Source organism: Nostoc flagelliforme FACHB-838, assembly GCF_014698065.1.
Lineage (GTDB): Bacteria > Cyanobacteriota > Cyanobacteriia > Cyanobacteriales > Nostocaceae > Nostoc > Nostoc flagelliforme_B.
On the sequence record NZ_JACJSI010000029.1, the window covers coordinates 20,963 to 43,424 of the forward strand.

Below are 22,462 nucleotides of genomic sequence, written 5' to 3' on the forward strand. Positions count from 1 at the left end.
GTGAGTCTGACTTTTTACGTCTAGATGGTGTGAAAAGTCATATCCCCGGCTTCTTACCAGAAGTCGGGGATATTAGCGATCGCTAGTTTTCACAAATCAGATAGGATTCTTGTAGGGCTACTAGCTACAAACTTTCACCCAATAGTTTCTTAACTAGTCCAGTTGAGCGCTGTAGGCACTAAAACCGTAAGCCAAAGTTTCTTTTAAATTACCTGAAGGCTTGAGACTTCTGTTAATAGCATTAGCAAAGGGCACTGGAATTCCTTTAATAGTTTCCGGCAAAATTGCATATTCTTGTGTCGGTTCGACAATGTATTCTGGACACTTCGTTTTCATGCCAGCAGTCGTTAACATTTCATTGATTTCAGCAGCAGAATATTGCTTGAGATAAACTGGATTTCTCACAAATGGGTTCAGTCTTCTGATAAAATTGTGGATAATATGAGAAGGACAAGACTTATTGTGAAAGGAATGATTAAAAACAAAAATCCCACCAGGTTTTAGCACACGAGATATATCAGCCAGCAAATTCCTTAATTGTGCATCTGGGATATGCATAAAAACGCAGTTAGAAATTACCAAATCTATAGAATTATCTTCTAAAGGCAATATTTCAGCAGAAGTACAAATCAAGTTAAATTCAGCTTCTGGGAAAAAATTATATTCTTGCTTAACCTTGACTAACCGCCGCAATAAAGGTTCAGAAATATCAACGCCATAATATTTTTCGCATCTCAGATTTTTCGCTTTAGAGAGATGCAAAGGTGCGCGACCGTAACCAGAACCAATTTCCAAAATCGAACCAACAGATTTATTCAACGGAAATTTGTTCCAAGTACCGCCAGGCGTACCAGTTAGCAAAGTGTAATCTTCTTTAATGGGCGATGTCTCTGCAATTTTTTCAATTTTTTGGGAACCATAATATGTTTTACCAATAGCGTCCCATGTTTTTTTATGTTGAGTATTATTTAATTGTTCATAATCGCTAGGAAAATAAATACCATCTCGTAATTCAAAGTCATTTAAACTGAATTTTACATTTGCTAATTGAGACATTATGATTATTCCTCATGAATAGTTAAGTCTGTTTTCTGTTATACTCCTAACTCAGCATTAACCGCAAGTGATTTTTAGTGAGCTGCTTACCCTAAGCTTTCTTTAAAGTCTATAACTATTTTAAATTCGATGGAATGTGCTAGCACGCCTGTTGCATCCAAGTGAAAACCGTTATAATCACAACCCATTGCCTGATGAGAACACAAGTTCGTATACATTAGTTGAGGGACTGCAACAATCGGAGGGTGAGATGCTAGAAAGATCACAACAAAAACGGGTGGTAGTTGTAGGTGCTGGTTGGGCTGGTTTAGGAGCAACCTACCATTTGGCAAAACAAGGTTATGATGTGACACTTCTCGAAGCAGGCCCCTATCCCGGTGGGTTGGTGGCAGGTTGGCAAACAGCAGCCGGAAAATCTGTTGAAGCTGGTATTCATGGCTTCTGGTATCCTTACAAAAATATTTTTTCCCTCATCAATGAATTAGAAATTAATCCTTTTACTACTTGGACTCGTTCTTCGCAATATTCGCCAGCAGGTTTGGAAGTTGAATCACCAATTTTTCAAGATTTACCACGACTTCCCTCGCCACTGGGAACTTTTCTCTACACTCAGTTTAAGCGGCTGCCACTAATTGACCGACTCAGCGCCCTGCCTTTACTTTATGCGGTTGTTGATTTTGACAACTCTGATGCAGCTTGGCGGCGCTATGACTTTGTAACTGCCCGTGAATTGTTCAAAGATTTTAACGTTTCTGCACGGCTTTACCGGGATGCTTTTGAACCGATGTTATTAGTGGGCTTGTTTGCCCCTGGTGAACAATGTTCAGCCGCCGCAACTTTAGGGATGCTTTACTTTTTTATTCTGGCTCATCAACCCGATTTTGATGTGGTTTGGTGTCGGGGAACTGTTGGAGAAAAGATATTTCGTCCTTGGGTGGAACGTATTGAAAAAGCTGGTGCACGAGTGTTGCCAAAGCGTCGGGTTACAGACTTAATTGTTGATAGTAATCAAGTCAAGGGTGTGGTTTGCGGTGATGAGGTTTTTAATGCAGATGCCGTGATTTTTGCGGTTGGAATCACAGGGATGAAAAAAATTGTCTCAACTAGCTCTAGTTTACAAAGCCGTGAAGAATTCCGTAATTTGAGTAATTTAGGAGCAATTGATGTTTTAGCAACGCGACTATGGTTTGACCGCAAAATTGATATTCCTCGTCCTTCCAATGCTTGTTTTGGATTCGACACTAGTACAGGTTGGACGTTTTTTGATTTAAATGCTCTACATGATGAATATCGAGATGAGCCGGGAACAGTGATTGAAGTTGATTTTTATCACGCCAATCAGTTCCTCAGTTTGAGCGATGAGGAGATTTTATCAATAGTTCAGGGTTATTTAGCAACTTGTGTACCAGCGTTTCGAGAGGCAAAGATTATTGATAGCAGTGTAATTCGGCTACCTCAAGCGGTGACTCACTTTGCACCCGGCAGTTATCGTTATATGTTGCCCGCCAAGACAAGTTTTGAGAATGTGTTTATGAGTGGGGATTGGATTGTGAACCGTCATGGTTCTTGGTCGCAGGAAAAGGCTTATGTTACTGGTTTAGAGGCGGCGAATTTGGTGGTGTCTTATTTGGGAGAAGGTCAGCCATCTGAGATTTTAGCTGTAGAAGAGGATGAAGTGCATATCCAAGTGGCGCGATCGCTCAACCAAACTTTGCGTGACTTGGGCAAATCTACCCTACCTAATTTTTGGTTGCCCTAATCCGTAGGACGCGAAGAGTTAATCAATAATTGTAATCTAAATTCGGTAAGCTAAAGAAAGCGATCGCGATACCATCTTTATAATGTAAATCAAATCACATAAGCTTATGGAGCCAGACTCTTTACAAACCGAGGTGATTCTGACGCATCCGCGTGAGTCCCTCGGTAAAGTGCAACTTGATTGGACACCCCAACCCGGAAACTATCTCGATTTTGAAGGTAAAACCTACGCGGTTTTAGAACGCCGCCATCGATATCAACTTAAAGGTGGGCGCTACCGCTTGCATAATATTGCCATTTATGTACAATCTGCTAAACGACCATCTGAGAAAAGTTTGGTAGCGGGACGTTGGGTAATTGGCGATGCTACCTGCTGTTACAATGCTCATTCAGAACTCATTCGCTGTGCAGTTAACCCAGATGGGCCTTGCGAATCTTGCCGCTTTTATGAAAAGTTAGAAGTTACAAGTTAGGAGTCAAAAAGTTCAAACATGATTTTGTAGCCAAGTCAGGAGGATGACCTCCTAACTTAGGCATCTACTTAACTGCGTGATAACTGTCTATAGATATCAAATAAACCGTATGAAATGTCTGAACTCTCTGGACACAAAACCTGATGTGACTCTGGGAGTTTGTACCAAGGAATAGTTGGGTAAAGATGGTGAAGATAGTGATACCCAGTATTATGAGTTAAAAGATTAATTATCGAGTTAAGGTTTGATCTTGTACCGGATACAGTATTAAAGTGTTCATGTACCTCAGACCAACATGAATAACAAGAATAACACCATAGTAGGGGAACAAACCAGTATAACAGTAAGATTTGGATATGTCCTGATAAAAAGAAGCTGAGAACGACAACGAACCAAAACAGAACTATCTTAAAGCTGCTTTTGAACGGACGCCAGTCTAACTCTTTCATGTGAAGGTAGGAGTCTTCAAAGAAGAGATAGACACCAAATCCCATTATAGGTTTAATAAATAAGACAAATAACAAATTTTTGTTTGGTTTGTATAATCCCAACATTTCATAATATTTAGGTATGTAATCTTTATCGCTCCCAAAATAATTATGATGAGGAAGGTGGTGCTTACGATAAGTAGCTACTGTTCTAAAAACAGGAAAAGCATAGAGGAACTCTAACTTTTCATTCCAAATTTTTCTCTGAAATAAATTGTTGTGTGTTGCTTCATGTACTAATCCTTCTCCGATAGCAAATTGAAAAAGGCCGATCGCCCATACTGAAATTAAATAGACAAATATATTATTTATCCAAATGCTAAAAGCAGCAATCATAAAAATTGCCATCCAGTCTCTCAGCAAAGCTAGGAAAGCTTTAATATCGTTTCGTTCAATAAAGTCAATTGGTTTACTTTGATACATCTGTGCGTTATTTAACAAATCAAACTACTAAACTGCTGAAGGCTAAGACAAGGGCGGTTAAGAAAGAGCATACAGAGCATACTATTATATACTGCTAGATTGTGTTGAACTCTAGTAAACTGCCGTAAAGAATAAGGATACCATTCAAAATTGTTACTGATTTCAATTGACTAACTTTGCGTCAACTTCCCGCACCAAAAACTTCTCCCACTGTTAAGCGGCTACCATTAACAAAATCCCATCCCGACTGGGGACGTTTACCAGCTAGCTGAACCTCTCGCAACAGCAATAAACCTTCCCCAGTTTGGACGATCGCACCAATTCCTTTAACAATGCTGACTACAACCCCCGGTTTGTCTGATGTATTTGACAAATCAGACAACTTATGGGCTAGCTCTTGTAATTCTGGTGGTAGATCGCGTAGACGCGGAGCGGCTTGTCGCCAGACATCGCTTATACAACCAAGGGGAGCAGAAGCGGTGATTTTAAACAGGTTGTCACGAAAGGTAGCCGTGCAGTTAGGGTAAAAGCCTCTAATTTGATTGTGTAATTGGATCGCGCTTTTTGACCAATCCAAACCATAATCTTGTTTTTGAATCAGAGGTGCATAAGTAGCTTCCAAATTATCTTGGGGAATTGGTTGAATTTCCTGGCGTTCCAACTTCAGTAGAGTTTCTACCAACAAATCCCCACCAATCGCAGCTAGTCTTTCGGCTAAATCTTGGGCATTATCCAGTAATCCAATGGGTGTAGTAGCAATTTGTAGCATTGCGCCAGTATCCATCCCCACATCCATTAACATGGTCGTGATCCCCGTTTCCTTCTCACCGTTATACAAGCACCACTGAATCGGCGCTGCACCCCGATATTTCGGTAAAATTGAGCCATGCACATTAATGCAGGCTAATTTTGGCATATTCAAGATTTTTGACGATAAAATCTGTCCATAAGCGACAACAACAAACACATCTGCATTTAATTGTTTGAGTTGGGTTAACGTTTCAGTGTCTTTTTTTACCCGCTCCGGTTGCCATACAGGTAAATTATGAGCAGTAGCGATCGCTTTTACAGGTGTTGGAGTCAGTTTATTTCCCCGTTCCCGGCGTTTATCTGGTTGAGTGACAACTGCCAACACCTCAAATTCTGCATGATTTAATAACTTTTCCAAAGTGGGTACAGCAAACTGGGGTGTACCAAAAAATACAATTTTCATTAATAAATTACTTGTAAGTCGTTAGTCATTAGTCATTAGTTAATCGTAAGTGCGCTCTTAATAACTGACAATATTTCAGCAGCATGTCTAAATATAATTCATCAAACCAGCATTTAGCAGGTTCCTATATTCTGGACGGCAGTTGCAAAACATAGTTGATTTGCTATAAATAATATTGGCTTTTGGTGGTACAATGTTTTCGTATTGATGAAACCTAAAGCCTGCTTAATTAACTTAATAGTTAACTTGACAAGTGTAACAGCTACGAGCATCTGCATCTGCCTCTAGTGAACCTAATCACCTAGTGGTTTTTCGTTACGAGTCGCTAGAGCATCTACCGAGTAAGTTTTATTGTGTTCCTGAAAAGCTATTGCATCTTCTAGCTATTTTTCTAGTCTAGATAGCAATTTATAACTTTGGGTTGCTGATAGCAATATATTCTGAGTATGATGTATTATGCGTCCGCTTTCCCAGGTTTTTAATTAACGCCTCACGTTTACGATAATGAGGTTTTGCGCTGTTATATTTAGTGTGTAACCTGGATTATTTACAGCATACTAGCGATCGCTAGTACGATCCCCGATAACCGAGTTATTTCACCATTGCTTGCCAGCGTCATTACCCAAGCTATACCTTGAATAAACCTTGACCAAGAATTTTTTTTGGTGTGGTTGGGTATAGGAATAGCAACACTATATATCCTGTAGTAATTACTGAGTTCTCAGCATATTTACTATACTCTCATATTTTTGCCAAAAAATATTCAGTACCTGAGTAATAAAAGGTGTAGACAATGATACTTAATTTTTGTAAAACTCTGCAAACTTTGTACAAAATATCTAGTCAAAGTTTTTAGTTTCTTGTTATACATATAATTACCGCCTGCCCTATTGCTGCATAGGTATTGCTCCTCACATAGCAACCGCCCCCTCTAGAGAGTCTACGAAATGCTTAAACCCCTTTTGCTGTCAGGATGTTTCCGCACGCAACCATTTCTCAATTATGTTGTCGTTGTGATACTGATTGCACCCTTACTTGGGGCATCAGGTCACTCGAACCCAGTAAGATCCGAAGTAGCTAAATTTACTTCTACAACTGGAGAGTCTGACCCTGTATCAAAGGAAATAGCTGTAGTTGGGGAACCTGAGATAGCTGAAATATTAACAGCAGATCAAATTAACTCTTTAACAGAAAAATTTGACTCTGTGCCAACACAAAATACTGCTGTTCAGGAACCGCAAGTATTACCAGCGAATAAATTTGAGTCTTTGCCTCAAATAGATAGTTCTGTATCAAGCAGCAATTTAACTGTTTCTGATTCTTTGGCAGCAGTAGAACTTGCACCATTAACAGATGTTCCTATTAGTCAGCTTAATTTAATTCGAAAACTTAAAGCTGCTAATGTCAAATCTTTGAAAACAGAAGAAAATTTTCTCTCTAGAGAAAAATCTTTTACTGGATCATTGATAGCAACTCAAGTAGCACCAACTCTTAGAGAATCGCAATCAACCACGACGGCGGAAATACCTGTTGCGGAAATAGGTGATGAGTCCCAAGCAGAACAAATAGATCCTATAAACAGTCCTCATCCGATTCCTTGGAAATGGATTACAGCTACTCAAGAGGCAATTGCTTCTCAGGGTGGTTCTGGAGTGCGTCACTATCGCAGCGTACCTGTGGTTTCTCCAGATGGTAAATATGCTGTTTATAGCCGGGTGCAATTAGAAGTAAAACCCGAAATGTATAACAGCCGTGTCACCAGCGTTCTGTTTGTCCAAGATATGCACACTAAGAAATTGTGGGTGATGGCTTCAACAACTCCAGTTACCGATCCTTTATTAAAAGTAAAGGCTGTAAAGGCGGAGTCTTCAGAAGAAACTGATACGAGCGGTAAGATTGGGGTATTAGTTCCAGTTAGCTGGTCACAAAAAGGCGATCGCTTCTTAGCACGCAAGTTTGAAGGTCTATTTAATACAGGTGATTCTACAGATAGTGCAGTGATTTGGGATCGGCAAAAAAATCACGCTAACATAGTTGCTCCTGCAAGTGAGGAAGAACAGCATGAGAAAATTGCCGTATTGTTAGGCTGGAGTAAAAGCCAACCGGATCATGTCCTCTTCCGTGCAGGCGAATTGGGCGAGGAAAACTGGCCATTAATGCAAGTTACTAATGATGGCAAGACTATCACTACAACAGGTGATGATCAGCCGATTACTTTTGGTAAAAAGGTTACAGAAATTTGGGCAGGGCCACAAGTAGCCTACCGATAGTTTATTAAAAATCTTATATACTTCCGTTGTTGCTAGTGGCGACAACGGGATTTTTTTATCTGAATTCGCAGACGAAGTTACTTAAGGGTAGAAAACTCGTTCAAACGGTTGGTTAGGATAGCGTCGATAAACATCAAATAGAGAATCTGAAACCTGCTCAATTTTTCGAATTAGTTGCTCTCTGGTTGTCACAAGTTAAATGCCTCAATACCAACACGACTTCATTTCTCACGTTAACAGGCTTCGAGAGGCGATTACATCGTCAGAGTTTAGGCAAAGGCGATTGCTCCCACGCTTGCAATAAGTCTCTCAAGAAAATAATTCTCGAATCACTCAAGTCATGAAGCGTATCGTAGAATTCGCCCATAACTATCAACTAAAATTAGTATGCTTTAGCCACAATTAAAGACGATTTCACTATATTATAAGTAAAAATACTTAAAACCAACTCTATAGAGACTAGTCACCCCTTTCCCATTCAGGTATAGCGCCTTTGACGCGGCGGATGGGTAAGTTGGCAATTAAAGCTGTGGTTCGTTGGTTGCTTTCTAAAGAAAACTCTAAGCCCTCTGTCTCAACTTCGACATAGCGACAGACTACATCTAAGATTTCTTTCCGCATTTTTTCCAACGTTTGAGGGTCTATGTCAGCGCGATCATGGGCAATCACCAATTGCAGGCGACGTTTTACTTGAGTTCGACTGCTATCAGAGCCGCGAGAAAAAAGTCGTTCTAGAAGTTCAATCATTACGAATAGGTCTGGCGCGGAGACTGGAAAAGTAAGTTAAACAATCTTTGTCCTGAACAACCTTCGTATACGGGCGAAGATGCTGTCTTGGGACGGGTCGATCTCCAGAAATTCGACACTTTCCCCTTCTAATCTACGAGCAATGTTCTCAAAGGCTGTGGCAGCTAAAGAGGGATTTTCCGCTAACACTAAGGGTTCGCCGCGATTGGTAGATACAATAACACGCTCGTCGTCAGGGATTACCCCGATCAGGGGAATGGCGAGAAGTTCCTGAACATCTTGCACTGACATCATATCATTTGCCTGCACCATTGCGGGTCTGATGCGGTTAATTATTAAATGAACACGCTTGATACCTTGTGCTTCTAGTAACCCTACTACGCGGTCAGCGTCACGAACTGAGGAAATTTCTGGTGTGCTGACAATTAGTGCTTCTTTTGCTGGGCCGATCGCATTTTTAAAGCCATTCTCAATACCGGCGGGGCTATCGATGATCACGTACTGATATTTTTGCGCCAGTGCATTCACCAATAACTTCATCTGTTCAGGCGTGACTGCATCTTTAGAGCGATTTTGGGCTGCCGGCAAAAGTACGAGATTAGGTTGGCGCTTATCTTTGACCAAGGCTTGTTCTAAGCGGCATTCTCTGGCTAAGACTTCCACCGCAGTATAGACGATGCGGTTTTCTAGCCCTAGGAGCAAATCTAAATTTCTCAGACCAAAATCTGCATCAACTAAGGCAACTTGACGCCCTATTTTGGCTAAAGCCATGCCCAAATTTGCTGAAACGGTGGTTTTACCCACTCCTCCTTTGCCGGAGGTAATCACAATAATGCGAGTCATGATAGAAATGCGGTCAATAAGGGTTCAGGAAATATAAAACAGTAAATTGCAGTATAAAGTATGAAGTATCGTATCAAGTATGAAGAAATATCTGTTCTCCCTCATGAGGGGTGAGGCATAAATATTTGTTTTATTTCATCCTTACTTATATACTTCATTCTTTAAGTAAATATTTATGGATCTTGATTGCTCTTAGTAAATTGGTTTCTAGAAAAATCAGTAGCCCTAGAGATGCGAATTCCTTGGGGCGTAATATGTGCCACCTCTGGAGAGAACTGCATTGGCGGTTTTTCTGGTGCCCTAGCTACAGCATCTGCGATTCGTAGTTGGGTTGGTTCCATTTGCAAGGCCATAATCAGACACTCACGATTGCCTCCAGCACCAGCATGAGCAATTCCACGTAGGCGACCCCAAATAATAATATCTCCATCTGCAATTACAATACCACCTGGATTTAAATCTCCCAAGAGAATTACTGTCCCAGGATGACGAATTTCAACTCCAGAGCGGACTGTCATTTCTAAATAGAGGGCATCTGCCTGGGGTATGGCTGTAGCTGCTGGCTCGGAACTCAGGGAAGTTACGGGCTGTAATTGTTCTACAGAATACCCAGATGTTACGGCAGCGATCGCAGTTTGCCGACGACTAGTCGAGACTGATATCAGCCGCAGTTGCACTTCACTCAAAGCTTCGGCAAGTTCTTGGAGTTGTCTAGCATCTACTAAGCGGTCTTGTGCCATTAGATGCACAGGTGTATTAGATATCCGGAAGCGATCGCCTGCATTCAGACGTTGCCTTATTTGTTGCCAAATATCAGACCAACTAAGTTCTGAGGCAGATACTTGAGATTCCGGGGGCAAAATTAATAAAAGTCGTCCCTCCTTACTTCTTAACTGGACTTGAGTATTATCATTTAAACGATGCCCTGGTAATGCTAACTCATCAGGATTTGAGTCAGTAAGGATAAAATCTAATGGAGCATCAGTATTTGACTCTACATCTGGGTTAGTAGGATTTGACTCTACATCCCCAAGAACAGTATTCGATTTTAAATAAAGCAGGACAGAATTTAACTCCGCATCCGGGAGGATAGAATCTGACTCTACATCAGAAACAGTAGGATTTACCTCTACCTCAGAAAGGATAGAGTTTGATTCTGCATTAGGAAGTGCAGAATTTGACTTTAGATTGGGAATTGCAGAATCAGAAGTCATGCAGTACTAGCCAAAAGACAAAGGACACACAGATTTTGGATTTTAAATTTGGGATTTTGGATTATTACCTACAAGGGTTGAAAACGGGTGACAAGACGTTAGTCTGGCATGAACATGAACCAAAAGATTATTTTTTAATCTAAAAGCTTAAATTGGCACCGTCAACCTTTGATAAACTGTCACCAAGGCGTCAGCATCGCCGACATTACCGGGAAACAGTACCACAGGTAAATCAGGAAACTGAGGATGATCAGATGACGTTAACACCATTGAACAACCAGCTAAAATTTGACCGAGTAAACGGGCTGAAGTTAAAGCTAGTCCAGTACTCAAAACATCATTAGAAGTAATGCCACCCTTGCTGATTAAGAATCCGATATCAGATGGTAAACCGCGCACAATATCCATCAATAAACCTGAAACTTTTTCTCCAAACTCCAATCGTGTCTCGACATCTTTAAAATTCAGTTCCTGACGGCTAGTATAAACCACTGGTGTTTTGCCAGCCTCGTGTGCCGCCCGTGTACTTTCTTGGATTTCAGTTAGTAATGCCCCAGATTGATTTGCATCATCAAGTAATAGCGCTACATTGACTTCGATTCCTACAGTTCCTTCTAGTTGCAATAGCGCCTCTAATTGCTGGGTAGTCTTTTTCACATGGGAACCAACAATCACCGCACCTGGTTTGCCTTGGCGCACGTACTGCGCCATATTCTCGGCGGCAATAGGTTGGGGTGGTAAAGCGGCTAAAGCCGTTAAAATACTTGCTGCACTGCGAAACAGAAAGCGTTTCCCTTGACTTGCCGCGGCTAATATGTCTACTGCAAAGTGGTTGAGATCATCTTGAGTTTCACCATCTACGACAGCACACTGATTCCCATTAAGTTTTAACAAGCGTTCCAAACTACCAGCGCGAATATCGGCCAGGACAAACCTTTTTACAGCTTCGGCACTAATTCGACCTTGAGTCTTTTCTTCGACGTACTTGGGTAAGTAACTGTGATGGTAGCTGAAGACTGAATCATGAGCAAACTCAGTTTCATGGACTGGGGTGGTTACATCGCCAACAATCAAATAATGAACACTATCGCGGGTGATGCGTCCGCCCTCAAAAAATGCTGGTACGAGAAAATGAGCATCAAAGGGGCCAAGTTCTTGGGCGATCGCATCAGTTTCAATGGGATAATGCCCCCGCAATGTAGAATCAGAACGGCTGACTATTAGAAAATAGTCAACTCCTTCAGCATTCAAAGCGATTTTTAGGTTCTGGCAAACTTCTTTGGTGACAGATGCAGCTGACTCTGGCGTTAGCGATCTAGTATTAGTCAGCACAAAGAAAATCGGCGAATCATCCTGTAACCCTGTGCGTAGAGTATCCACATCCCAGTGCATTAGCAGCAAGCAACTGTGGACTGTTTGAGAACCTGTAGGGTCATCATCCAGGACAATTATTTTTGGTTTGTTACTCATTTAAGTCAACGGGGCGATTGTTTTCTGGGAAAGTATTGGGGAATTAGAAGTCATTACTACACAAAGCTTAGTCCACGGAGGTGGACTAATTAAAATCAAAGGTTTTCTAACCTGCGGAGGCGGGTAAAGTCTCGTGTAGCAGCCTTTACAAACATTCACTTAGCCTTTCTGCAATTTTCTGATTTCTGCTTGCACATCGATCGCAATTTGCAATGATTGATTCAGCAGTTGAGCATATTCGCCTGCTTGACTACTAACTTGTAAAGCTTGCAGACTGGCTAGATTATTGACAAATAACTCTTGATTATTAGCAAGCAATTTTTTATTATCTCGCAAAATTCGTTCCGTTTTCAAAGCGCGGACTAAATCTTCTCTAATTAGTTGGAGGGCGGCAGTTACTTGATCTCGGTCATGGAAACTGCTTTCTACGTTGCCTGATGCTGCCAATTGGTCATTAATATCGATGGCGCTAACCAGGTCATGATATTTATCAACTTCATCTAAAAGTATTGTCAGTCCTTCGGGACAGGTTAATTGTCGCCAGAGCCATCGCCCCACTAATATCGGCATTGGCACTAAAATTAGTAAAAGAATTCCTAGTCTAATTGAAGAACCAATTGTTGGCAGAATAATAAACGCGTAAACAAAGCCAACAATTATTGGCGTTAGCGCCAGCGTCACCAGCATTTCATTGATCAAGAACCCTAATCGCTTTTTGCTATCTCGCAAAACCGAGGGACGAAAAACGTCTTCTGGATCGAACCCAGTCAAACGTCTTAGTTCCCCCTTACTAATTTCCAAGCCTATTAAGTCCGGCTGCACGGCTGGATAACTCCTATGGAAGCCCAAGTTGCGTATTTATTTTAATCGGGTTTGGTCGATAAGCAATGGATGGTTACGTATAGTTATGATAAAAAGCAAACTGTGCAACACGATTAGGGACTTCCAAATAAAAAATATCCTATTGCTTTTAGGGCAGGGAGCAGGGAGCAGGGGGAGAAAAAGTAGTTTTGATTCCAAAAAGATGTCATATCATGTTCGGGAAATAACTTACGATTAAGCTCCGATTTTAATCCACCAATGAAAACTAGTTAACCCTTGAATTAAATCTTGCTGTTGGAGTAAAGATTGACACCGATGAAATAAAATTTCCTCTAGCTCATTCTAGTGGTTCCGATGCCAAACCATTGCTCAACCTGACTGAGATTTTTGGCGATTTATCGCAGTCGCCTTTTGCTGATGCAGTTGCGAACCATTTACACAGATTGTATGAGTTTGGAGCTAAAGAAACATTAGTCAAATTCTTACAGAAAACTTAACCAGAGGTGAAAGCCGCAACCTGTCAAAAAATTTCTCTCTAACCTATTGTCTCTGTGTTCTCTGTGCCTCTGCGGTTCGGTAAATTAAACCACAAAGGCACAGACGTTGCAGAGAGAAAATATATAGAGCGTATAACTTGGGAGGGGCGATTGACTGACATCGTAGTTGGCTTAGACTTGGGTACAGGAGGAGTACGAGCGATCGCAGTTAATCTGCAAGGGCAAATTATCGCTCAGTCAACCAGAAGCTATCCCCTTTTAACTCCACAACCCGGTTGGACTGAACAGAACTCATCGGATTGGATCGAAGGAAGTTTAGATGCTCTCTCCGATGTTACTCAACAGCTAAACGGACATCAACCGCTAGCCCTCGGTTTGTCTGGACAAATGCATGGTATGGTTCCTCTCGATGCGGATGGCGAAGCAATTAGACCAGCAATTTTGTGGAATGACCAGCGCACAGGTAAAGCTGTTGCTGAGATTGAAGCCGCTATTCCCCGACAGGAGTTGATCCAGCGCACTGGAAATCCGGCAATTACAGGATTTCAACTGCCGAAGCTTTTATGGTTGCGGACTGAAGAACCACAAGCATACACTCGGTTATGGCAGATTCTTTTGCCCAAAGATTATCTGGGATATGTGTTAACGGGCGAAGCAGTAACGGAACTATCTGATGCCTCTGGTGTCGGCTGTCTGAATCTGGCGAATCGGCAATGGGATACAGATATTCTCCATACTCTTGATATCAATCCAGCATTGTTCCCTCCGGTAATCGAATCTACCGCGATCGCTGGACGGTTAAAATCAGAGATAGCTGCCCGTGTGGGATTACCTGTGGCATTACCTGTGGTCACAGGTGGAGGTGATAATGCCGCAGCAGCCATCGGTTTGGGCATCTCATCAAGCAACCTGAGCCGGGGTAGTTTGAGTATTGGTACATCAGGAGTGATCTTTGCACCGTGCAATCATCCAATTCCCGATCCCGAAGGTCGGGTACATTTGTTCTGCCATGTGGATGGTGGCTATCATCTCTTGGGAGTGACGCTAGCAGCAGGTGGTTCTCTACGTTGGTATCGAGATACATTTGCATCGCATATATCTTACACCGAACTGATGGATATGGCAGAGCGATCGCAGCCTGGTGCGCGTGGTGTTCTATTTCTACCCCACCTCGCAGGAGAACGCAGTCCTCACCTCGATCCAGATACTCGCGGTGCTTTCGTGAATTTGTCATTAGCTCATACATCAGCAGATATAATTCGTGCTGTGCTGGAGGGAGTTGCATTTAGCTTGCAGTCAGCATTGGAGGTAATTAGTGCGATCGCTCCCCTCGATCAACTCTTAGCAACGGGTGGAGGCACACGTTCTCACATCTGGTTACAAATTTTGGCAGATATTTTGCAAACAAAACTCATAGCTCCCAAAGCCGAAGAAGGAGCGGCTTACGGAGCAGCTATTTTGGCAATGGTGGGGATTGGTGTCTACCCCAATTTAGAAACTGCACTCAAGATTTTACCGCAGGATAGTAATGTAGTACAGCCGCAGGCAAATCCTCTGTATGAAGCAGGGTATAAGCGCTACAAACTACTTTACGATACTTTGAAAGCTGTTCGTTGATCTTGGACTTTGGACAAAAATTTCTATGTCAGGCATTGCAATTAGCCGACCAATGGTCGGCAAAAACTTTTGAAGATTCTCATAAACTAATCCTTTATTATGAGCCAATACCGAGGCTATTAAGAAGAGCGGCAATTTGCACACCACCATACCTATTAACTAATGGATTTATTTGACCAGCATCTTGCAAAAATAACTGAAGAAGAAGCACCACTAGCGGCTCGGATGCGTCCACGGACACTGGATGAATTTATTGGTCAAGATCATATTATCGGGCAAGGAAGGCTACTGCGGCGTGCTATCAGCTTGGATCAACTGTCTTCTTTAATCTTTTCTGGGCCCCCAGGGACTGGCAAAACTACTTTAGCCCGTGTTATTGCCAACACAACCCGCGCTCACTTCATCGCTATCAATGCTGTACTCTCAGGAGTTAAAGAAATTCGAGCAGCAATTGAAATAGCCCTTCAACAGCGCAAGTTCCATAATCAACGAACTATTCTTTTTGTCGATGAAGTCCATCGTTTTAACAAATCTCAGCAGGATGCTCTATTGCCTTGGGTAGAGAATGGTACAATCATTCTCATTGGTGCTACCACAGAAAATCCTTTTTTTGAAGTCAATAAAGCGCTTGTCAGCCGTTCGCGGATTTTTCAACTTCAGCAATTAACTGATAAAGATTTATACAAAATTGTTGAGCAAACACTAGCTGATTCTGAACGCGGTTATGGCAAGTTAACAGTACAAATTGACATAGATGCTTTAACTCATCTAGTTAATGTTGCCAATGGTGATGCTCGTTCATTATTGAATGCTTTGCAACTGGCTGTAGAGACTACAAACCCCGATGCTACAGGTGTTATTCATATTCCCCTAGCAGTGGCAGAAGAATCAATTCAGCAGCGTGCTGTTTTATACGATAAAGAAGGGGATGCCCATTTTGATACAATCAGTGCTTTTATCAAGAGCTTACGAGGTTCTGACCCAGATGCAGCACTCTACTGGCTGGCCAAAATGGTTTATGCAGGTGAAGACCCGCGTTTCATTTTCCGTCGGATGTTAATTCTTGCCAGCGAAGATGTCGGATTAGCTGACCCACAAGCAGTTGTCGTTACAAATGCCTGTGCCGAAGCCTTTGATCGCGTGGGAATGCCGGAAGGACGTTATCATTTGGCGCAGGCAGTACTTTATTTAGCAACTGCACCAAAGTCCAACAGCCTTATGGGCTTTTTTGATGCTTTAGCCGCAGTAGAAATTGAAAATGTTGCAGAAGTTCCCACTCATCTTAAAGATGCCAATCGGGATAAAAAAGGTTTTGGACATGGGGCTGGTTATCTCTATCCTCACGCTTACCGAGATCATTGGGTAGCACAGCAATATTTGCCCAAGAGCTTGCAAGGTCAATTATTTTATCAACCATCAAGCCAAGGTTATGAACACCAAATTGCAACACAAGTGGCACGTCGCCGGGAAGCTCAACTTGCTGCAATAGTAGAAGGTATTGGTGTTGCACCAATGGAAGTCATGACTTATGGAACTGTTGACCGAGCAGATGAGCGCTGGTTGCAACGCACACTTTCTCAGGTAAGTACACAATTAGCATCTGTGCGCGATCGCATTTTCACTTTCGCCCAATTACAACGTCATCACTTAGTATTGGATTTAAATGCCACCACTGGTTTACTTACTTGGGAAGCAATCCGGCAAGTTCCTGAAGGTGGAGTTTATGCCTGTGTTCGCAATAGCTTTGATGCCAATGCTTTAAATGAACAAGCTGCGGCACTTCCTGAAACAATGCGACCAATAGTTTTTACTGCATCTGTGGCACAGATACCTGTGATGCTGGCATCTCTTGCACCAAATGTACAGTTCGACTCTATGATCGGACGTAATGTACTAGTTTCGGAACCAGATAAGGGACTTGCTGCCCAATTTTTAGGTCAATTGCTCCCGCACTCAGTCAAGCTTATTTTAGCTGAGACAGTACCTCGTCATACCCAAAGGTTTTATCACTTACTGCCCAATCAAAATTTAGATGCCCAATTGTATGAGCGATTAGTTTTAGCGGAAGAAGCTATTTATACAGATACGTCTGACCCCATGCTTAACTGGGATGCTGACGATTTGCGTGACGCTTTTGCCTCAAATGTACGCTCCATACAAGTGGTTGTTGAACAATATTTGACACCAATCCATATCTCTAATCATTTTATCAAACGTTTATTTACTGCTAATCTTAATCGCCCAAGTTATGCTGATCGTCTGGCTGCAAATTTAACAAGTGAGGAAATAGACATTATTAAAAATTTATTTACTCGTTACTTACTCGACCAATCCGTTAATTGGTCAAGCACTGTAGCATTTTTATATATTAGCGGATGAACATTCTCTGGTCATCAAATCACAGTAATTTATAATGATGATTTAAATGATGCAATTATTCTTAATACGCCTTGCCAAAAACAGATAACTGAAGTTGAGGTAATGTTCGCTCATTACCTTCACTATATTTGTAAATGATTTGAGCAAATTAAAAGGATTGTACAGAACTATGCCAATTAAAAAACATATTGAACTGAATATTGAAAGTTTCCTAAATTCCAGCGAGGTTAAAATTTTATCCATCCCCGAAAAGGTTTTTACCATCCATAGTTTCCTTTACGGATAATAACTTTTAAAAATTATTCACTATGTAGAACGTTGAAACACTACTGAAAGATTATTAGCTGGCATTTGGTAAATCTGTTTCAAGGTGAGATTTTGTGCCTTAGCTACTGCTACAACATCATCCAAGTTACGCACACCCCACTCTGGGTTTTCGGCGCGTAAATATTCGTCAAAAGCTACATTACTCGGTACTGTATGTTCTCCACTTTGTTTGAAGGGGCCATACAAATAGAGGATACCTCCTGCTTTGAGGATACGACCTGCCCCTGCCATTAACCCCAGACAGGCTGACCAAGGTGAAATGTGAATCATATTGATGTTGACGATAGCAACAATTGGCTCATTAGAGAGCCAATCAAATGCATCATTCTCCACTGTCCAAACTGGTTCTCTTACATCTAGATATTGCGGTGCATAAACGTTATCACATACATTGTGTTCAGTCCATGCAATAATGCTGGCTCTTAATTGTGGATTTACCTCTGTTGGTAGCCACAGATAATCCCTGAGTCTGGATGCAAAAAAGACTGCATGTTCACCAGTTCCACTTGCTATCTCTAAAATAGTGCCATTCTCCGGCAACACTTGTAAAAGTACTTCTAGAATTGGTTCACGGTTACGCTCAGTTGCTGGTGCATATTGTCGTGCGTCTTGTGGTGCCATCTGTATCCTTACATTTTAAAATTAATATCAATATCAAACATTGCATCTTTATTTCATCTCAAATTAAGAAGTCTACATACTTGTTTTCAACCTCGATAATTTGCTCTTTGAGTTTACTTACCTCGATTTTTACCTCTAATCAAAAGTTATTAGGACTTATGCACTGTACAAATCCATCGTGATATGAATTACCTAAAATAGGAAGTTTTCAGGCTTTTCTTAATTATCCTGCGATGCCTACGGCGGTAAACTACGTAAATAGACGATGCTGTGCCCTTACGAAAGATATGGTTTTTAACCTTAATTCATATTTGATATTACTTGTCAATGCGTAAGTCCTAACTCAAGCCAGAGGTAGATTATCACATTTTTATATTAGTGGGATAGGTTTCATCATTCTGAACGTAGGGCTTTTACTGGGTCGATCTGGCTGGCCCGCACGGCGGGAAGCAAACTAGCTCCCACCCCTACCGCTAGGGCTGATCCTAGTGCTAGCACTGCAATTCTGCTATCAAACTCATAGGGCAAGCTAAAGGTATCCGTAACCACAATTGTCAATCCATGCACCACTCCCAGCCCCGTTGCTCCTCCTATTAGACTTAAAAGCATCGCCTCTAGAATAAATTGCAGCATGATTTCCCTTTGGGTTGCACCCACCGCCCGTCTCAAACCTATTTCAGCGGTTCGTTCTGTTACTGAGGCAATCATAATATTTGCAATCCCAACACCGCCAACTAATAGCGCGATCACTCCTACTGCTGTTAAACCTTGGGAAGCCATCTCTTGAGTTTTCTGTTGCTGTAAAATATCTGATACATTATTCCAAAATTTAAATTTGTAACCTGGAAATCTTTGTAGCAGCAATTCCTCTGCTTGCTGGCTTAACTCTTCCACATCTTCAAGGGAGTAAGGGCGCATTTGGATACTCCCAATGTCGCGGCTACCGGTCAAAGCGTTGTAAATAGACATCGGCACATACAGTTGACCCGCCGGAGGTGCATTTTCATTTAGACTAGTCGCTACCACCCCTATGACGATATAGGGTCTTTGCCCAGCATAAATCAGCTGCCCCACAGGTTCCTGCTTTTGGAAAAGTTGTTCTGCCAGCAATTGATCGATTACTATCACCGGACGGTAGTTAGCAAAATCTTCAGATGTGAAAAACCGTCCTGAAACCAATGATTTTCCTGAAGTCAGCAAGAAATCTTGGGAAACAGGTGACATGGGTGGACTAAATTCCTTGTCCCGAAATACAGTTGGCGTAGAACCAGCCCAATTAAAAGAACTGATCGCCTGCAAGCCTACCATTCGCTGTCGTAAGAATTCCATGTCTTCCAACTTGAGTTGGGTAGTTTGACCGCCAGAATCCCAGTTTGGATAAACTGAAACTTGAGGTGCACCTCGTTTTGCTAATTGTTGAGCGATCGCGGCCCGGCTAATATTACCAACCTGAAGTGTAGCGCTGACAGCAGCCACACCCATAAACACCCCTAGAGTAGTCAGAGCAGAACGCAACGGGTTCCTACCCAAGGAGTGAAAGGTAATATTTAATAAGTCAAAAGCTGAAAGAGCCATAATAGTCGCTTTGCTCTAGTTTGAAAATGGGTGGGTGTAAGGGTGTGGGATGAATGTCACGAAAATAAGCAGGGGGAGTAAAGTCGAAATATTAATTTATTAATTACTTTTCACTTGCCTTAACTGGCAGCCCTGGCTTGAGTTGCGACTCAACGGGTGGCAGTATGACCTTTTCACCAGGATGCAAACCAGAGGTTACTTCTACAGCCATTAACCCCTCCAATCCCAGATTAATGGTACGTTTTTGGGCTTGATTTTGGCTATCCCGAACCCATACAAAGGGACGCGCTTCCGATCGCACTATAGCCTCCGTCTTCAAAACTACTACGTTCTGCCGTTGCTGCAACACAACCTCGACATTTACCCTACTACCAGGGAGCAGTGCGCGAGTAGGGGTATCAAGCCGAATGGTTGCCGGTACTGTTGGTTGATCTGATTGTTTTGGGCTACTACCGCCTTGTTTTTGGTCTTCAATGGTGAGTGCTTGAGGATACAAGCTTTGCACGCGTCCAGAGAACATCTTTGCATTAAGCCCAATCGCATTAATGCGGGCAAGTTGATTGACCCGGACTTGAGCAGCATTGAGGGTAGAAAGCTGGAGTTTCACTAGGATTTTTCCTGGATCACCCAAAGTTAACAGATTGGTACGCAACTCGACCCCATCACCATCCTCTACATTCACACCCAAGACTACGCCATTCAATGGTGCAGTCACAATATTATCCTGGAGTTGCTGCTGAATAAGTTGGCGCTCCAATTGCAAAGTCTGGATTTTGAGAGCGGTTGTACGTGCCTCTGCTTGAGTATCTCGCAGGCTAGCCCGAGCAACGCGCACTGCGTCTTCTTGCGTTTGAGCTTGTTGTTGGGCAATAGCTCCCTCTCGCACCAGGGGAGCAAGCCTCTGGAGTTGTTTTTCTTCGGCTGTTAATCGTTCTTGGGCTTCAAGAATTTTCTGGCGACTACGTGCTAGGTTGATTTGCTCTTGTTGAATTTGCAACTGCTGATTGGTAAGAGCAATTTTTCGCTCAGGGTAGCGCAGGGTCAGCAATACTTGACCAAGTTTTACCCTCTCACCAGGTTTGACCATGACTCGTTCTACTGCACCCTCTTTTGGGGATTTCAAGATTCGCTGTTCTCGTAACTCAACAGTACCGCTCTCATTGATTGTAGTTTCAACATTACCTCGCTCCACAGTTAGCAAGCGTACTGCTACTGGTTCAGGAGGTTGGTTCAGAGCGAAGAAGTAGGTTAGCCAACCGCCAGCGCTGGCTAGAGCCAAAACTCCTGACCAGGCTAGCCATCGACTTGGGATATTAAATTTACCTTTTTCATATTTCCAGTTCATGACAACTCGATCCAGTGAGTTTGCAGTTCATTACAAGCGATCGCAGCCCAAGGTTTTCACCGCATAATTTCGGAGAATCTTACAGGCAGAGATCAAACACGACGAGGCGGCTGTTTTCCAAAACACAGAGGAAATTTGAACTGAGATAATTTCGTAGTCCAGAGTAATAATCAAGCCACCAGAAGGCTGGCCATGCAATGATCATAAAACTTGCTCCCGCTTGGCGCATTCGTTCAAGTTCCCGGATGGCCATCTCGTCATCTAGTGGCGCTCCCCAGTACTGACCGTCATGTTCTAAAAAGGGCAGAGCATCGAATTTTGGCAGCATCTGACAACCCCATTGATTTTCATCGACCAAAATCAAACGTTTCCCGGCGGGAATCACAGATGTAATTTCCCGCATCGCAATTTGTAGCCGCTCTGACCAACTCAAATTAAGTTCAGGTATCAGTTCAGATGTCAACTCACTACGGCGCATATTTATATACAACAGGCGCTCTGCTAGCCACTGACGATAAGATGCATCCTCTGCACGCGGTGACTGTAACAAATAAGCGATCGCATCAGTACGTTCTGCGATCGCAGCCAGCGATCCTGTTCCGCCAGAGCCGAAGTTAAGCTGGGAATCCTGTTCAGCGTGAGACCGGAATTGAGCCAGCGTTTTAGGTATAAAGAAAAGATCGAATTGCGCTGCTATCCGCAAGTATAGGTTCAAGTCTATCAAGTACTTGGAGTGGGGCGTGTCGTATCCCCCAACTGCTGCCAGTGCATCAGCGCGAAACATGACAGCTGCACAAAAGAGCAAAATCCATTTTCGCCCGTCAACAATTTGGTGAATAAAATCTAATCCGTCGATGAACCCCTCTAGAAAGTTACTTGAAAATCTTCTGCTTTTGTCCTCTAAGAAAGCACCATTATTGTCAATCACTTCAATTTGGGCAACTGAAAGACCAGCATCTGGATGGTTATCTAAGGCTAAGACGGATTCGCTAACAAAGTTAGGTAGTAGCATATCATCGTCCGGCAAGAAGCTGAGATAGCAACTAGAGTTAAGCTCAATAGCTCGTTGCCAATTGCGAAATAATCCAATATTAGTTTCATTACGCACGTAAGTGATGCGCGGATCTGCAAACGAGCGAACGACTGCCTCTGTATCATCGGTAGAAGCATTATCTAATACCAGAGCTTGGAAATCTGAATAGTCTTGTGATAAAACGCTTTGAAGGCTAACTTTTAATAAATCCGAGCGATTGTAGGTTGGAATCGCAATAGTCACTTTGGTTTCATATTTCATATCCTTACTACTCACCCTCTGTTTGGTAAT

General features: G+C 42.4%; 17 protein-coding genes. 5 read left to right on the forward strand and 12 right to left on the reverse strand.

The window, feature by feature from the left end; translation table 11 throughout:
- Positions 1–153: 153 nt before the first annotated feature.
- Positions 154–1,056 (reverse strand): class I SAM-dependent methyltransferase, encoded by a 903-nt coding sequence (locus H6G97_RS16235; protein WP_190941778.1) that lies wholly within the window; start codon positions 1,054–1,056, stop codon positions 154–156.
- Positions 1,057–1,306: 250 nt separating this feature from the next.
- On the opposite strand from H6G97_RS16235, the gene H6G97_RS16240 reads away from it, so the two are divergent.
- Complete coding sequence (locus tag H6G97_RS16240) at positions 1,307–2,815, forward strand: hydroxysqualene dehydroxylase (RefSeq protein WP_190941818.1); 1,509 nt, start codon at positions 1,307–1,309, stop codon at positions 2,813–2,815.
- Between the two features lie 106 nt (positions 2,816–2,921).
- Positions 2,922–3,287 carry a DUF6464 family protein gene (locus H6G97_RS16245; RefSeq protein ID WP_190941779.1) on the forward strand — a complete coding sequence of 122 codons (366 nt, stop codon included), beginning with the start codon at positions 2,922–2,924 and terminating at the stop codon, positions 3,285–3,287.
- A 68-nt stretch (positions 3,288–3,355) separates the two neighbouring features.
- Here the strand turns inward: H6G97_RS16245 and H6G97_RS16250 are convergent, their stop codons facing one another.
- Positions 3,356–4,216 (reverse strand): fatty acid desaturase family protein, encoded by an 861-nt coding sequence (locus tag H6G97_RS16250; RefSeq protein ID WP_242054953.1) that lies wholly within the window; start codon positions 4,214–4,216, stop codon positions 3,356–3,358.
- A 163-nt stretch (positions 4,217–4,379) separates the two neighbouring features.
- Complete coding sequence (fmt, locus tag H6G97_RS16255) at positions 4,380–5,411, reverse strand: methionyl-tRNA formyltransferase (protein ID WP_190941780.1); 1,032 nt, start codon at positions 5,409–5,411, stop codon at positions 4,380–4,382.
- A 947-nt stretch (positions 5,412–6,358) separates the two neighbouring features.
- On the opposite strand from fmt, the gene H6G97_RS16260 reads away from it, so the two are divergent.
- Positions 6,359–7,681, forward strand: coding sequence for a hypothetical protein (locus H6G97_RS16260; RefSeq protein ID WP_190941781.1), 1,323 nt, complete (start codon positions 6,359–6,361; stop codon positions 7,679–7,681).
- A gap of 459 nt (positions 7,682–8,140) precedes the next feature.
- Here H6G97_RS16260 and minE read toward each other — a convergent pair whose 3' ends face one another.
- From minE to H6G97_RS16285, 5 genes are all read right to left on the reverse strand, one after another.
- Positions 8,141–8,428 (reverse strand): cell division topological specificity factor MinE, encoded by a 288-nt coding sequence (gene minE / locus H6G97_RS16265; protein WP_109012000.1) that lies wholly within the window; start codon positions 8,426–8,428, stop codon positions 8,141–8,143.
- Positions 8,429–8,464: 36 nt separating this feature from the next.
- Positions 8,465–9,271 carry a septum site-determining protein MinD gene (minD, locus tag H6G97_RS16270; protein WP_190941782.1) on the reverse strand — a complete coding sequence of 269 codons (807 nt, stop codon included), beginning with the start codon at positions 9,269–9,271 and terminating at the stop codon, positions 8,465–8,467.
- A gap of 173 nt (positions 9,272–9,444) precedes the next feature.
- Entirely contained in the window at positions 9,445–10,485 is a 1,041-nt protein-coding gene (gene minC / locus H6G97_RS16275; RefSeq protein ID WP_190941783.1) for a septum site-determining protein MinC, read from the reverse strand.
- 147 nt (positions 10,486–10,632) lie between these two features.
- Positions 10,633–11,955, reverse strand: coding sequence for a four-carbon acid sugar kinase family protein (locus H6G97_RS16280; protein ID WP_190941784.1), 1,323 nt, complete (start codon positions 11,953–11,955; stop codon positions 10,633–10,635).
- 159 nt (positions 11,956–12,114) lie between these two features.
- The gene (locus H6G97_RS16285; protein ID WP_190941785.1) at positions 12,115–12,777 is read right to left on the reverse strand and encodes a hypothetical protein; all 663 of its coding nucleotides are present in this window, start codon (positions 12,775–12,777) and stop codon (positions 12,115–12,117) included.
- Between the two features lie 647 nt (positions 12,778–13,424).
- Here H6G97_RS16285 and xylB point away from each other — a divergent pair.
- Entirely contained in the window at positions 13,425–14,891 is a 1,467-nt protein-coding gene (gene xylB, locus H6G97_RS16290; RefSeq protein WP_190941786.1) for a xylulokinase, read from the forward strand.
- Positions 14,892–15,053: 162 nt separating this feature from the next.
- Entirely contained in the window at positions 15,054–17,270 is a 2,217-nt protein-coding gene (locus H6G97_RS16295) for an AAA family ATPase (RefSeq protein WP_190941787.1), read from the forward strand.
- 306 nt (positions 17,271–17,576) lie between these two features.
- Here H6G97_RS16295 and H6G97_RS16300 read toward each other — a convergent pair whose 3' ends face one another.
- From H6G97_RS16300 to H6G97_RS16315, 4 genes are all read right to left on the reverse strand, one after another.
- A complete protein-coding gene (locus tag H6G97_RS16300; RefSeq protein ID WP_190941788.1) occupies positions 17,577–18,218 on the reverse strand; it encodes a DUF938 domain-containing protein in 642 nt (213 codons plus the stop codon).
- 393 nt (positions 18,219–18,611) lie between these two features.
- A complete protein-coding gene (locus H6G97_RS16305; protein WP_190941789.1) occupies positions 18,612–19,793 on the reverse strand; it encodes an ABC transporter permease in 1,182 nt (393 codons plus the stop codon).
- 103 nt (positions 19,794–19,896) lie between these two features.
- Positions 19,897–21,138: an efflux RND transporter periplasmic adaptor subunit gene (locus H6G97_RS16310; protein WP_190941790.1), complete on the reverse strand. Its 1,242-nt coding sequence runs from the start codon at positions 21,136–21,138 to the stop codon at positions 19,897–19,899.
- Positions 21,139–21,217: 79 nt separating this feature from the next.
- On the reverse strand, positions 21,218–22,432 hold the full coding sequence (locus tag H6G97_RS16315) for a glycosyltransferase family 2 protein (RefSeq protein ID WP_190941791.1): 1,215 nt from the start codon (positions 22,430–22,432) through the stop codon (positions 21,218–21,220).
- Positions 22,433–22,462 lie beyond the last annotated feature (30 nt).

Excerpts from the sequence above, each read along its gene's own strand:
- minC (WP_190941783.1), bottom strand. The coding sequence starts at position 10,485 with ATGACTTCTGATTCTGCAATTCCCAATCTAAAGTCAAATTCTGCACTT.
- H6G97_RS16260 (WP_190941781.1), top strand. The coding sequence starts at position 6,359 with ATGCTTAAACCCCTTTTGCTGTCAGGATGTTTCCGCACGCAACCATTT.
- H6G97_RS16305 (WP_190941789.1), bottom strand. The coding sequence starts at position 19,793 with ATGGCTCTTTCAGCTTTTGACTTATTAAATATTACCTTTCACTCCTTG.
- H6G97_RS16315 (WP_190941791.1), bottom strand. The coding sequence starts at position 22,432 with ATGAAATATGAAACCAAAGTGACTATTGCGATTCCAACCTACAATCGC.
- minE (WP_109012000.1), bottom strand. The coding sequence starts at position 8,428 with ATGATTGAACTTCTAGAACGACTTTTTTCTCGCGGCTCTGATAGCAGT.
- H6G97_RS16280 (WP_190941784.1), bottom strand. The coding sequence starts at position 11,955 with ATGAGTAACAAACCAAAAATAATTGTCCTGGATGATGACCCTACAGGT.
- fmt (WP_190941780.1), bottom strand. The coding sequence starts at position 5,411 with ATGAAAATTGTATTTTTTGGTACACCCCAGTTTGCTGTACCCACTTTG.
- H6G97_RS16300 (WP_190941788.1), bottom strand. The coding sequence starts at position 18,218 with ATGGCACCACAAGACGCACGACAATATGCACCAGCAACTGAGCGTAAC.
- H6G97_RS16245 (WP_190941779.1), top strand. The coding sequence starts at position 2,922 with ATGGAGCCAGACTCTTTACAAACCGAGGTGATTCTGACGCATCCGCGT.
- H6G97_RS16240 (WP_190941818.1), top strand. The coding sequence starts at position 1,307 with ATGCTAGAAAGATCACAACAAAAACGGGTGGTAGTTGTAGGTGCTGGT.
- minD (WP_190941782.1), bottom strand. The coding sequence starts at position 9,271 with ATGACTCGCATTATTGTGATTACCTCCGGCAAAGGAGGAGTGGGTAAA.
- H6G97_RS16295 (WP_190941787.1), top strand. The coding sequence starts at position 15,054 with ATGGATTTATTTGACCAGCATCTTGCAAAAATAACTGAAGAAGAAGCA.
- H6G97_RS16235 (WP_190941778.1), bottom strand. The coding sequence starts at position 1,056 with ATGTCTCAATTAGCAAATGTAAAATTCAGTTTAAATGACTTTGAATTA.
- H6G97_RS16310 (WP_190941790.1), bottom strand. The coding sequence starts at position 21,138 with ATGAACTGGAAATATGAAAAAGGTAAATTTAATATCCCAAGTCGATGG.